The following is a 13,156-nucleotide window of genomic DNA, read 5'->3' as shown; positions in this document are numbered from 1 at the left end:
AAGAGATTATGCGGTATTAGCTATCGTTTCCAATAGTTATCCCCCACATCAGGGTATATTCCCAGGCATTACTCACCCGTCCGCCGCTCGTCAGCATTGATAGCAAGCTATCAATCTGTTACCGCTCGACTTGCATGTGTTAGGCCTGCCGCCAGCGTTCAATCTGAGCCATGATCAAACTCTTCAATTAAAGTTTTGTTGGTCTTTCGACCGGCTCAATAAATACTGACTTTAAATACCGTAGTAAATTAAAGCTTTTTATCATTTAAAAAATGATAATTAAATAACTGTGCCAAAATAATCTTCTCTATAAATAGATTGGGTCATTTTGTATTGGTCACTCAGTTTATTGATAAATCTTTCGACTTAACTATTCAGTGAGTGCCCACACAGATTGCATGGTCAAATTGTTAAAGAACATACTGATTTCGTTGCTAGCCAATGGCTTGCTCCGTGTCAGTGAGGTCGGATTATAGAGACTTAGATCACATTAGCAAGTATTAATTACCTTAATTCTCAAAAAAAATGCAACCAAGTATAAACAGTGACCAAATAGTTTAAATTCGATTCAAAATTCATCACTAACTGGCATGTTTTATATCTTTATACTAATCAATAGTAATCGACCTCCTTGTAATGAAGGAGAATTAAAACCCTATAGATAGAACAAAAATATCAAGATATTTACAAATAAGAGCAACTAAACATAAATAACGACAAAATATTGTTAAAAAACTTAAATTCACACAAAAATAAAAACAATAAAAACAAATAGTAATAAAAATTCAGCTTATAAATCATGATTATTCATATCTTATTGGTATGATAAATTCCCCCATGCCATATAATAGTGAGATATATCACAAATACAGCTAATCCTTATGTTAGGATTCAGCCCTTTCATTAATTGGCATTTCATTTGCCTCTTTAATTATAATCGAAAGTTATACAGGATTTGCTATGACAAACCAGAATCGCATTCTTCTGACGTGGATAAGTTTCTTATCCTATGCCCTAACTGGATCTCTGATTATCGTTACCGGTATCGTTATGGGAGATATTGCTAAATATTTTGATTTACCAATATCAAGCATGAGCAACACATTCACTTTCCTTAATACTGGTATTTTAATTTCTATTTTCCTTAATGTCTGGTTAATGGAAATTGTTCCACTAAAACGTCAGCTCATTTTTGGTTTCATTCTTATGTTATTAGCAATCCTTGGCCTTATTTTTGGTCATAATATTGCTATTTTCTCTGGCTGTATGTTCGTTCTTGGTGTTGTCAGTGGTATCACCATGTCGATTGGTACTTACTTAATCACTCATATTTATGATGGTAAAGAACGAGGTTCACGTTTGCTATTTACTGATTCATTTTTCAGTATGGCAGGTATGGTTTTCCCTATCATTTCTGCAGCAGTATTAGCACATCATATGCAATGGTATTGGGTCTACGCTGCAATTGGTATTATCTACCTTGCTATTTTCATCTTAACTTTGATGTCTACATTCCCTGTATTAGGAAAAGACGCACCTCAAGAAGCGGCAACCAATGAACCAAAAGAAAAATGGGGATTGGGTGTTCTATTCTTAGCGATTGCAGCTTTATGTTACATCTTAGGTCAACTTGGCTTTATTTCTTGGATCCCTGAATACGCAACTAACAAATTAGGCTTATCTATTAGTAGTGCAAGCCAATTAGTAAGTTACTTCTGGGGTGCTTATATGATTGGTATGTGGATTTTCAGTGTCTTGCTAAAGAAATTCGACCTTCATTATTTTGTGGTTGTTTTATCAGGCTTGGCAACAGTACTAATGTATCTATTTAATAAAGATACTGACCCACATAATCTTATCTACATAATTTCAGCACTTGGCTTTATCAGTAGTGCAATTTATACCACTATTATTACCTTAGGCTCACAGCAAACTAAAGTATCCTCACCAAAATTGGTTAACTTTATTCTGCTATGCGGCACAATTGGTACAATGTTAACTTTCGTGGTAACGAGCCCTATCGTTAAAAACTATGGCACACATGCTGCTTTAGTTACCGCGAATGCTCTTTATGCTGCTGTGTTTGTTATGTGTGTATTGGTTGGTTTTGTTACGAAACACCGAATCAATGGCCACAATGGTCACTAATTAAAACACCACTCAATAAAAAGCCTCACTTCAAAGTGAGGCTTTTTTATAACTCAATAAAAGTAGAAACACCTCTACTTTTATCTATTCGTTGATTATTGTTATCACTCTAACAAAATATCATTCTAAAAAGGTATAAAGTGCCGTATCACTGACTTTAAAGCAGCATATTGAAATGTTTAAACAACATCTATTAGCCTTAACATGCCTCTGTATTAGTCCCGCAGTTATTGCTACCCCTTTACCATCACTTGCATCACCCACAACCAGTTATAACCTGTTTCTGATCCCGAGCCATAATGTTGATAAAACAGTTTCAACGATCAGTCACCAACTAAAAAAACAACACTTATCGTCTCTTTATAGCCAAGGTTACCTACCCCATATCACCCTTTATTTAACCGAATATCCGACCCAAAACCTCAAATCACTGAAACAACAAGCCCAACAACTTGCGAGCCAGTGGCACAGTTTTAATTTAACACTTAACAATATTGAGTCGACTAAAGGAGATTGGCTGATGCTTAAGGTCAGTAATACTCCAGAACTCCAGCGCTTAGCTGACACAGCCGCAATAACTATCGCACCACTGCGTGCAATGGATCCTAAAGTACCAACATGGGTTAGTCACTACCCAGAAAAACTGGCAGCATTCCAACGTTACGGGAGTCCAAATGTATTCACTAACTTTGAACCTCATATCACTTTACTGCCACAAACGGATCATCAAAAACTCACCCAGTTTATGACAAATTACGGTGATAAATTTCACCCTGTAAATTTTAAAGCACTAGGGATTGGGATCGCAGCAGTTAATAATAATGGTCAAACCAAAGCGGTTATTGCTCATTATTCTTTTACTAAATAGTACACATAAAAAAGCCTCAACCAAAGATTGAGGCTTTCTAGGTGGCACCACTCTACTCTACATTAGCTATTCTAAAGCTACATCATAAGAGTGACTACTCACTTTCTTCTTCATCAATACCCATTAATCGAGCACGACGTAATTCAGCCTCAGCCATAACCGCATTAATTTCTGCCATTAGGCCATCAATATCAGCATCAACTTCGCTTTCAATATAAACACCCGTTAATTCGGTATCAGGCGTTAGTGTACCCGCTTGAAATAATGCCCACATTTCTTTGCCATATTGCGTTTCAAGTAACTCTGGTGCATAACAACCATAATAATTAGCCATGTTATTCACATCACGCTCAAACATCCACTTAGCATTATTATTTGCTGAAGCATCAACCGCTTGAGGTAAGTCAATAATCACCGGACCGTGCCCGTCCACTAACACATTAAATTCAGATAAATCACCATGAATAAGACCAATACATAACATACGCTTGATATATTTCATCATTAACGCATGATCTCGTAAGGCTTCTTCTTTGGTTAATGTAATATCATTTAGACGAGGCGCGACAGCACCATCCTCATCGGTGATCAATTCCATTAACAACACGCCGTCAAAACAGCCGTAAGGAATAGGAGCACGCACATCAGCTTTTAGCAATAATGATAAAGCATCAACTTCTGCCTGCTGCCACACTTTTTCTTGTTCATCACGGCCAAATTTAGAGCCTTTTTCCATGGCTCGAGCACGACGACTATTACGTACTTTTCGCCCTTCACGGTAAGTCACCGCTTTTTTAAAGCTACGTTGATCAATTTCTTTATAGACTTTGGCACAACAAATTTTGCCACCACTGCGAACAACATACACAGAGGCTTCTTTACCGCTCATCAGTTGAGATAAAACGTCATCAACAAGACCATCTTCAACGAGGGGTTGTAATCGTGGAGGAATCTTCATTACACCTACATTTGTCAGTAACTGGGAATATACTTATTTATAATATCGCATTATCGCTAGCTGAAAATTTTTAACAAGTATTGATGAGTGGTTATTTATTAGCTGACCCGCTAACTATAAAACCAGCTCAGAAAAAAACGAGCTTAAATATATAATATATCACTTTAAAAACAATAACATAAAACAAAAAGTGTTGGTTATTAATTTAACGACAACCGCTATAGTCACATTTTTAAATTTAATCAATAAATAAAGATAATCAGAAAAGGAATAACTTGGGGACTTAAACCCGCTTTCCTTTGATTGATGACAAGGTGAAAAGCGAACTTAAGAAATTTAGCATGGAGATGAGACACAAAAAAAGCCTCAATCTTGCGATTGAGGCTTTTTTCTGAAATTTGGTGCCCGAGGTCGGACTTGAACCGACACTCCCGAAGGAAACGGATTTTGAATCCGTCGTGTATACCAATTTCACCACTCGGGCTTATGGCGGTCATTATACGTATATCACGTTGATGTGCAAGCAATAATCGAGAACATTTTTCGAATAAAGACTCAGGCGTTGTTTTTTTAATCTGAAATAATTTTATTGATGATAATCAAACCACTATGTAATGTGATCCATGAATATATTTTGTAGCAATTTAGTTCATTCATCTAAATTTCGTTTACTGCTACACTGCCACTATAAGGATTTATTCAACTATCATTGATATCGGAACCATCATGAAGAAAACCAAACCACAACATGCAATACCTTCACACCAATACCCAAACTTGTTTCGTCGTTTAGGGGCTTGGTTCTACGATATGCTTATCGTCGTGGCGATTTTAATGGTTGCAGGATCGCTTGCGATGGCAATGGTGGCGGCACTCCTTCATGTTGGTGTACTAACGTTAGGTAACTACCAAGACGCCAGTAATTACTTAATATCAAATCCAACCGCAAGCACATTATATAGTGCCTATCTTGCAATTATTATTATTGGTTTTTATAGTTATTTTTGGACTCAAGCAGGACAAACATTAGGCATGCGCGCATGGAAACTAAAACTTCAAAATACGGATGGATCTCGCATTAAAATCACTCAGGCGCTTATTCGAATTGCCACCTCAGCATTTGGTTTAGGTAACTTGATGGCATTTAATAATACGCGCCGTTCAATGCAAGATATCATGGCGGAATGCGAAATGATCGTGACTGAAAAAGTACACTAGAATGTACTCATGATAAAAAAATATCCCAATAAAAAAGGAGCCATTAGGCTCCTTTTTTAATCGCTATAATTTACGTCGGAGTAAATAGATAGTAATGGCTAAAAACACCAGACTTGGTGCAAGCGCACCGACTATCGGAGGTAAATTATAGACTAAGCTCATCGGTCCAAACACTTCATTAGAGATATAAAATGCAAATCCAAAGATAACCCCAGATAACACCCGAGCACCCATCGTCACCGAACGTAACGGCCCAAAGACAAATGATAATGCTAATAACATCATTACCGCAATGGATACAGGTTGCAGTGCTTTTCGCCAAAATGCGAGTTCATAACGCATTGCATCTTGCTTAGATTCTTTCAGATAACCAACATAATCATATAATCCAGAAAGTGATAACTCTTCTGGTTTTACAGTAACGACCGCTAACTTATCAGGGGTTAAAGTCGTTTGCCATTTTTTGGTATCGTAATGAATATTTGTAATCTTGGCAGGATTAGTCATATTGGTCACAGTAACATTCTGCATCGTCCAGCCAAGCTTCGCGTCATAAGTTGCCGTTTTTGCTGATAACACATCAAGTAGTTTATCTTGGCCATTAAATTGCCAAATATTCACCACATCAATCTGATTTTTATCATGCTCGCGGCCAAGATAAATAAAGTCATTATCATCTTTTGCCCACACACCACTTTGAACCGATAACATACTGCCGCCACTGGTCCATAACGCACGTAACTCTCGGGCTGATTTTTGTGCCTGTGGTGCACCCCATTGCCCTAATAAAGTCACAATGATCATTAATGGCACTGCGGTTTTTAGAGTAGATAAACCAATATCTAGCTTAGAAAAACCTGCTGCTTGCATCACCACCAACTCAGAGCTTGAAGCTAACATACCTAAGCCAATTAATGCGCCGAGTAATACTGCCATAGGAAAAAATGTAACGATATCTTGTGGCATCGATAACAACACAAAATACAATGCTTTCAGTAAATCATAACTACCTTGACCGACTTTACGTAGCTGCTCAACATACTTAATAATGGCAGAAAGCCCCACCAAGGTTGATAAGGTTAATGCTGATGTTGCGATAATAGTTCGGCCAATATACCAGTCGAGAATTTTAAACATTAACCGCGTCTCCGTAATTTATCTTTAATGCGTCGAACCGGTAAGCTATCCCAGCTATTTAAACCTATCGCAATCAATAGTGCGCCAATATTAATCGGCCACATTCCCATCCACCCAGGAATAAAACCATCTTCAATCGCAGATTTTGCGGATGATATAGCTAAGAAATACGCTAAATAAATTAATACTGCTGGCGCTAATTTCGCAAATCGACCTTGGCGTGGATTAACAGCCGACAACGGCACCACAATCATCACCAATAATGGAATACATAAAATTAACGATAACCGCCATTGCATTTCTGCTGTTGCCGCTAAACTTGGATCTTTTAATAATTCAGCGGTCGTTTTCGCTTCCCAATCACGATCACTTTGTTTTACTTTACGTTGCCCAATTAACGCTTGGTAATCATCAAAATGGGTGATCCCATAATTAAGCTGCGTTGGTACACCTTCATAACGAGTACCTTGCTGTAAATCTAACATTTGGCGACCATCTGCCAGCTCGGTAACAAAACCTTGTTTTGCCACCATAACACTAGGCTGCAATGTATCTTGGGCTTTTAATTGAGCAATAAACACATTATGTAATTTGGAGCCTTTATCGGTAATGTTATTAACAAATACCACGCCTGATCCATTAGGCGCCATTTGGAAGGTGCCTTTAACCAACATATTTAAACCGGGATCAGCTTTAGCTTGGTCTGTAATTTGTTCAATTTTATATTGAGCCCATGGTGCAACCCATAATGCATTGGCCGTTGCTATAGAGCCCGTAATTAAAGCTAACGCTAATGCCGCACGAATAAGAAACTTATTCCCCATACCGGTAGCACTCATAACAGTAATTTCACTTTCAGCGTATAAACGCCCAAAAGTTAGCAAAATACCAATATATAAACTCAGTGGTAACATCAGCAATGCCATTGCTGGAATAGAAAGCCCCATTAAAGTAATGATGAGATCACTCGGGATCGAACCATCAGTCGCTTGTGCTAAAATGCGAATGAACTTTTGGCTAATAAAGACAAGAAAAAGCACAAAAAGTACTGCTAATTGGCTTTTTACTGTCTCTCTCGTCAAATACCTAACAATAATCACGCGTTATATTCCCATAGAAAACTTGTTTTTTTGATGGAATCACTATAGTTTTTGGTTAAATTAGTTATTTTTTTATCTTTCGGCTGAATGTAAGTCCACGCTTTTAAGCCTATACCGAAATCTCGGCAGAGCAAGCAAGTGTGGTATTATCTAACATTTAGCGTTAATTGTCTTTATAGGATGTTAGGAGTACGCATGGAGTTCAGTGTCAAAAGCGGTAGCCCCGAAAAACAGCGCAGTGCGTGTATTGTCGTGGGCGTATTTGAACCACGTCGTCTCTCTCCAATCGCGGAACAGCTAGACAAAATTAGTGATGGCTATATTAGCTCATTATTACGTCGTGGCGACCTTGAAGGTAAACCAGGACAGATGTTGTTATTACATCATGTTCCAAACGTATTGTCAGAACGAGTATTACTTGTTGGTTGTGGTAAAGAGCGTGAACTTGATGAACGTCAGTATAAGCAAATCATCAAAAAAACCATCAGCACGCTCAATGAAACAGGTTCAATGGAAGCCGTTTGCTTCCTAACAGAGCTGCATGTTAAAGGCCGTGATACCTACTGGAAAGTACGTCAAGCAGTAGAAACAACCAAAGATAGCCTTTATACCTTTGATCAGTTTAAAAGTAACAAGCCAGAGACGCGACGTCCACTACGCAAATTAGTTTTTAATGTACCCACTCGCCGTGAGCTTTCTTTAGGCGAACGTGCTATTGCGCATGGTCTTGCAATATCTTCTGGTGTTAAAGCCAGTAAAGATCTCGGTAATATGCCACCTAATGTCGCAAATCCTGCTTATTTAGCCTCACAGGCACGTCGTTTAGCAGATGATTTTGAGACAGTGAGTACCAAGATTATTGGTGAACAAGAAATGGCAACCTTAGGTATGACATCATACCTTGCTGTCGGTCAAGGCTCTAAAAATGAAGCTATGATGTCAGTAATTGAATATAAAGGTCACCCGGATCCAGACACCAAACCCATTGTTCTTATCGGTAAAGGCTTAACATTTGATTCAGGCGGTATTTCTATCAAGCCTAGTGCTCAAATGGACGAAATGAAATACGACATGTGTGGCGCAGCATCTGTATTTGGTACCATGAAAGCGTTAGCAAAACTGAATCTACCGATTAATGTTGTCGGTGTACTTGCTGGTTGTGAAAATATGCCTGGTGGCGGCGCTTACCGTCCTGGTGATATTTTAACCACCATGTCAGGTCAAACGGTTGAAGTGTTAAATACCGATGCCGAAGGCCGTTTGGTATTATGTGATGCATTAACTTACGTTGAACGTTTTGAGCCAGAGTGTGTGGTTGATGTTGCCACATTAACTGGCGCATGTGTAGTAGCACTTGGTCATCATATTAGTGGCTTAATGGGCAATCATAATCCATTAGCACATGAACTTATTAATGCGTCAGAACAAGCGGGCGATCGCGCTTGGCGTCTACCGATGAGTGATGAGTACCAAGAGCAAATTGCTAGCCCATTTGCTGATATGGCAAACTTAGGCTCACCCGGTGCAGGCACTATTACTGCTGCCTGTTTCTTATCTCGCTTTACTAAGAAATATAATTGGGCTCACCTTGATATAGCGGGTACGGCTTGGAAAGGTGGAGCAGCGAAAGGCTCGACCGGACGTCCGGTGCCCTTGTTAGTCCAATTTCTTCTCAATCGAGCAGGCCAAGAGATTGTCGAATAAGACATTCAGAAAAGGGCCTTTGGCCCTTTTCTTTTAGGACATAATTTATGACTCATGCTACGTTTTATATATTAGATGATAATCAAGCTGGCGCTAATAGTGATTTTCAGTGCCATTTTGCTTGTCATTGCGCAGCCATGAGTTACCGTCAGGGACTCCGTGTTTTCTTACTTGCAGCAAACAAACAACAAGCAGAACAAATAGATGAATATCTATGGCAACAAGATCCCGATAATTTTGTCCCGCATAATTTAATTGGCGAAGGACCTAGAGGAGGATCACCGGTTGAAATTGGTTGGCCCGGTTTACGCTATAGCGGACACCGCGCAGTATTAATTAATTTAGCCGAAATTGTCGCAAATTTTGCGGTTAGCTTTGCACAAGTGGTAGACTTTGTCCCTTGCGATGAAATGCTCAAGCAGCAAGCTCGTGAACGCTACAAGGCTTATCGCCTTGCTGGTATTCAAATAACGACTACGGCTGCTTGAGACGCCTTAAATCCACATAGAATCCTTCTAAGAGCGCTATGGAAAAGACATACAACCCACAATCAATTGAACAAGCGCTTTATCAGCGCTGGGAAGAGGCTGGTTACTTTAAGCCTCATGGTGATACATCTAAAGATGCTTACAGCATTATGATCCCGCCACCAAACGTCACAGGTAGCCTACATATGGGCCACGCGTTCCAGGATACCATTATGGATACCCTGATCCGTTGTGAGCGTATGAAAGGTAAAAATACCTTATGGCAGGTTGGTACAGACCACGCAGGTATTGCTACCCAGATGGTTGTGGAGCGTAAGATCGCTGCTGAAGAAGGCAAAACTAAACACGACTACGGCCGTGATGCTTTCATCGATAAGATCTGGGAATGGAAAAACGAATCTGGTGGCACTATCACCAAACAGCTTCGTCGCCTTGGCGCATCAGTAGACTGGGATCGTGAGCGCTTCACGATGGATGACGGTCTATCAAATGCTGTTCAAGAAGTTTTCGTTCGCCTTTACCAAGAAGACCTGCTTTACCGTGGTAAACGTTTGGTTAACTGGGATCCAAAATTGCACACAGCGATCTCTGACATCGAAGTTGAAAACAAAGATGTTAAAGGCCACATGTGGCACTTCCGTTACCCACTTGCTGATGGTGTACAAACAGCAGATGGTAAAGACTACATTGTCGTTGCAACAACCCGTCCAGAAACCATGCTGGGTGATACAGGTGTTGCAGTAAACCCTGAAGATCCACGTTACAAAGATCTGATCGGCAAAGAAATCATTCTACCTATCATTGGCCGTCGCATCCCTATTTTAGGTGATGAGCATGCGGACATAGATAAAGGTACAGGTTGTGTAAAAATCACCCCTGCGCACGATTTCAATGACTACGAAGTAGGCAAGCGTCATAGCCTACCGATGATCAACATCCTAACTTTCAATGCTGATATTCGTGATGCGGCGGAAGTATTCACCACCAATGGTGAAGAAAGTGATGTTTACAGCACTGAGATTCCAGCCAAATACCAAGGTATGGAGCGTTTTGCAGCGCGTAAAGCTATCGTTGCTGAATTTGACGAGCTTGGTCTACTAGAAGAAATTAAAGATCACGATCTTACTATTCCTTATGGTGATCGTGGTGGCGTAGTTATCGAACCAATGCTAACCGCACAATGGTACGTTCGCGCGGCACCATTAGCTGAACCTGCGATTCAAGCCGTTGAAAATGGTGATATCCAATTTGTCCCTAAGCAGTACGAAAACATGTACTTCTCTTGGATGCGTGATATTCAAGATTGGTGTATTTCTCGTCAACTTTGGTGGGGTCACCGCATTCCAGCTTGGTACGATAACGACGGTAATGTTTACGTTGGTCGTAACGAAGATGAAGTACGTGAGAAACACAATCTAGCGCCAGTTGTGGTACTAAACCAAGACAACGACGTACTTGATACATGGTTCTCTTCAGCGCTATGGACATTTGGTACGCAAGGCTGGCCAGAAAACACCCCTGATCTTCAAACCTTCCACCCATCTGATGTGTTGGTAACCGGTTTTGACATCATCTTCTTCTGGGTTGCGCGTATGATCATGATGACCATGCACTTCTGTAAAGATGAAGACGGCAAAGCACAAGTACCGTTTAAAACTGTTTACATAACCGGTCTTATCCGTGACGAAAACGGCGATAAAATGTCTAAGTCTAAGGGTAACGTAATCGACCCTATCGACATGATCGATGGTATTGATCTTGAGTCTCTAGTAGAGAAACGTTGTGGCAACATGATGCAACCTCAACTAGCCGCGAAGATCGAAAAAGCGACCCGTAAGACATTTGAAGCAGGTATTGAACCTTACGGCACCGATGCACTACGTTTCACCCTTGCTGCAATGGCTTCGACTGGCCGTGACATCAACTGGGACATGAAGCGTCTTGAAGGCTACCGTAACTTCTGTAACAAGCTATGGAACGCAAGCCGTTACGTACTAATGAACACAGAAGATCAAGATTGTGGTTTTGCTGCCGATAGCATTCTTGAGTACTCAGCGGCTGACAAGTGGATTGAATCACAATTCCAACTAGCTGCGAAAGATTTTAATACTCACATTGATAACTTCCGTCTCGATATGGCTGCAGGTGTACTTTATGAGTTCATCTGGAACCAATTCTGTGACTGGTACCTAGAGCTAACAAAACCAGTTCTATGGAAAGGCACTGAAGCACAACAACGTGCAACGCGTCATACCTTAATCACAGTACTTGAGAAGACATTACGTCTTGCGCATCCAGTATTACCTTACATCACTGAATCAATCTGGCAGAGCGTTAAGCCACTGGTTGACGGTGTTGAAGGTGAAACCATCATGAATCAGGCATTGCCTCAGTTTGATGAAGCGCAATTCAATCAAGCTGCAATTACTGACATTGAGTTTGTTAAAGCATTTATCACTAGTATTCGTAACTTACGTGCAGAATACGATATCGCGCCAAGCAAGCCACTATCAGTAATGCTGAAAGTCGCAGATGCTAACGATGCAACTCGTGTTGAAGCAAACCTAACAGTACTTAAATCTCTGGCTAAACTTGAAGAAGTTAAAGTATTGGCTGACGGTGAAGCGACACCTGCTTGTGCAACAGCACTTGTAGGTAAATCTGAGTTAATGATCCCAATGGCGGGTCTGATTGATAAAGATGCTGAACTTGCACGTTTAGATAAAGAAATTGCGAAAATGACAGGCGAAATCAAACGTACTGCGGGCAAACTAAGTAACGAAGGTTTCGTTGCTAAAGCGCCTGAAATCGTAATTACTAAAGAACGTGAAAAACTAGCGGGTTATGAAGAAACACTGGTTAAACTTACCGAGCAAAAAGCAACTATTGCCGCGCTATAAGTAATCGTTAATCATATCAATAAAAACCGACGTTTCGACGTCGGTTTTTTTTATTCTAAAATTCATAGCACTCAGACAAAGATAAAAACACTTACTAATAATAGCTTTTAACTATTGGTGATATATAAAATACCGAATTTACCTATTGAACTAAGTTTGTAATACTCATTACATCAAATTAATGAGATTAACCTTATGAAGAAGACCCTTAGTTTTGCCATTATCCATTTTACCGTTGCTTTTAGTTTGGCATTTCTCTTAACGGGAAACCTTTTGATTGGTGGCTTAATCGCTTTAATCGAGCCCATGGTCAATACTGTTGCTTTCTACTTCCATGAGAAAGTATGGCAAACCAAAAAGCTCGTTCAAACCCAACATTCCTCTCCAAGTAAAAAGACAATCAGTTTCGCTATATTGCATTTTAGTGTCGCTTTTACTGTCGTGTATTTACTAACTGGTGATTTACTGATTGGTGGCACAATGGCGATGATCGAACCAACAATTAATACCTTGGCTTATTACCTTCACGAGCGAGTGTGGCAAAAAAAACAACACCATCAAAATCCGCCTCAACAATTGATGTCAATGATGGTTTGTTTACATCATTAAGATGACAAAAAACCCTGCTTATTAAA

At 39.9% G+C, this 13,156-nt stretch carries 10 protein-coding genes, 1 tRNA gene and 1 rRNA gene; 7 read left to right on the top strand and 5 right to left on the bottom strand.

From position 1 onward, the window contains the following. Positions 1 to 190 (bottom strand): 16S ribosomal RNA (locus tag CIK00_RS12990); the annotation flags it as partial. Positions 191 to 960: 770 nt separating this feature from the next. Between CIK00_RS12990 and tsgA the strand changes: the two genes are divergently transcribed. Together tsgA and CIK00_RS12980 are read left to right on the top strand one after the other, a co-directional pair. Beyond that, a complete protein-coding gene (tsgA, locus tag CIK00_RS12985; RefSeq protein ID WP_101769267.1) occupies positions 961 to 2,148 on the top strand; it encodes an MFS transporter TsgA in 1,188 nt (395 codons plus the stop codon). Positions 2,149 to 2,323: 175 nt separating this feature from the next. Next, the gene (locus CIK00_RS12980) at positions 2,324 to 3,016 is read left to right on the top strand and encodes a 2'-5' RNA ligase family protein (protein ID WP_101769266.1); all 693 of its coding nucleotides are present in this window, start codon (positions 2,324 to 2,326) and stop codon (positions 3,014 to 3,016) included. A gap of 94 nt (positions 3,017 to 3,110) precedes the next feature. Here the strand turns inward: CIK00_RS12980 and CIK00_RS12975 are convergent, their stop codons facing one another. Together CIK00_RS12975 and CIK00_RS12970 are read right to left on the bottom strand one after the other, a co-directional pair. Next, positions 3,111 to 3,974: a PA4780 family RIO1-like protein kinase gene (locus CIK00_RS12975; protein ID WP_101769265.1), complete on the bottom strand. Its 864-nt coding sequence runs from the start codon at positions 3,972 to 3,974 to the stop codon at positions 3,111 to 3,113. Positions 3,975 to 4,373: 399 nt separating this feature from the next. Continuing rightward, positions 4,374 to 4,458: transfer RNA gene (locus CIK00_RS12970), tRNA-Leu, on the bottom strand. Between the two features lie 242 nt (positions 4,459 to 4,700). On the opposite strand from CIK00_RS12970, the gene CIK00_RS12965 reads away from it, so the two are divergent. Further along, on the top strand, positions 4,701 to 5,192 hold the full coding sequence (locus tag CIK00_RS12965) for an RDD family protein (RefSeq protein WP_193435470.1): 492 nt from the start codon (positions 4,701 to 4,703) through the stop codon (positions 5,190 to 5,192). A 63-nt stretch (positions 5,193 to 5,255) separates the two neighbouring features. Here CIK00_RS12965 and lptG read toward each other — a convergent pair whose 3' ends face one another. Together lptG and lptF are read right to left on the bottom strand one after the other, a co-directional pair. After that, on the bottom strand, positions 5,256 to 6,329 hold the full coding sequence (gene lptG / locus CIK00_RS12960; RefSeq protein ID WP_101769263.1) for an LPS export ABC transporter permease LptG: 1,074 nt from the start codon (positions 6,327 to 6,329) through the stop codon (positions 5,256 to 5,258). Further along, complete coding sequence (gene lptF, locus CIK00_RS12955; RefSeq protein ID WP_101769262.1) at positions 6,329 to 7,429, bottom strand: LPS export ABC transporter permease LptF; 1,101 nt, start codon at positions 7,427 to 7,429, stop codon at positions 6,329 to 6,331. Before lptF ends, lptG begins: the two co-directional genes overlap by 1 nt. A gap of 195 nt (positions 7,430 to 7,624) precedes the next feature. On the opposite strand from lptF, the gene pepA reads away from it, so the two are divergent. From pepA to CIK00_RS12935, 4 genes are all read left to right on the top strand, one after another. After that, positions 7,625 to 9,133, top strand: a complete 1,509-nt coding sequence (pepA, locus tag CIK00_RS12950) for a leucyl aminopeptidase (protein WP_101769261.1) — start codon at positions 7,625 to 7,627, stop codon at positions 9,131 to 9,133. Between the two features lie 47 nt (positions 9,134 to 9,180). Continuing rightward, a complete protein-coding gene (locus CIK00_RS12945; protein ID WP_101769260.1) occupies positions 9,181 to 9,621 on the top strand; it encodes a DNA polymerase III subunit chi in 441 nt (146 codons plus the stop codon). Between the two features lie 38 nt (positions 9,622 to 9,659). Continuing rightward, positions 9,660 to 12,521 carry a valine--tRNA ligase gene (locus tag CIK00_RS12940; RefSeq protein WP_101769259.1) on the top strand — a complete coding sequence of 954 codons (2,862 nt, stop codon included), beginning with the start codon at positions 9,660 to 9,662 and terminating at the stop codon, positions 12,519 to 12,521. Between the two features lie 195 nt (positions 12,522 to 12,716). Then, positions 12,717 to 13,130, top strand: coding sequence for a DUF2061 domain-containing protein (locus CIK00_RS12935; RefSeq protein ID WP_101769258.1), 414 nt, complete (start codon positions 12,717 to 12,719; stop codon positions 13,128 to 13,130). Positions 13,131 to 13,156: the final 26 nt, after the last annotated feature.

Source organism: Photobacterium carnosum (assembly GCF_002849605.1).
In the GTDB taxonomy this organism is placed as follows: domain Bacteria; phylum Pseudomonadota; class Gammaproteobacteria; order Enterobacterales; family Vibrionaceae; genus Photobacterium; species Photobacterium carnosum.
The sequence above is the reverse complement of the archived record's forward strand: the minus strand, read 5'-3'. Positions and strand labels throughout refer to the sequence as shown.

Excerpts from the sequence above, each read along its gene's own strand:
- tsgA (WP_101769267.1), top strand. The coding sequence starts at position 961 with ATGACAAACCAGAATCGCATTCTTCTGACGTGGATAAGTTTCTTATCC.
- CIK00_RS12980 (WP_101769266.1), top strand. The coding sequence starts at position 2,324 with ATGTTTAAACAACATCTATTAGCCTTAACATGCCTCTGTATTAGTCCC.
- CIK00_RS12975 (WP_101769265.1), bottom strand. The coding sequence starts at position 3,974 with ATGAAGATTCCTCCACGATTACAACCCCTCGTTGAAGATGGTCTTGTT.
- CIK00_RS12965 (WP_193435470.1), top strand. The coding sequence starts at position 4,701 with ATGAAGAAAACCAAACCACAACATGCAATACCTTCACACCAATACCCA.
- lptG (WP_101769263.1), bottom strand. The coding sequence starts at position 6,329 with ATGTTTAAAATTCTCGACTGGTATATTGGCCGAACTATTATCGCAACA.
- pepA (WP_101769261.1), top strand. The coding sequence starts at position 7,625 with ATGGAGTTCAGTGTCAAAAGCGGTAGCCCCGAAAAACAGCGCAGTGCG.
- CIK00_RS12945 (WP_101769260.1), top strand. The coding sequence starts at position 9,181 with ATGACTCATGCTACGTTTTATATATTAGATGATAATCAAGCTGGCGCT.
- CIK00_RS12940 (WP_101769259.1), top strand. The coding sequence starts at position 9,660 with ATGGAAAAGACATACAACCCACAATCAATTGAACAAGCGCTTTATCAG.
- CIK00_RS12935 (WP_101769258.1), top strand. The coding sequence starts at position 12,717 with ATGAAGAAGACCCTTAGTTTTGCCATTATCCATTTTACCGTTGCTTTT.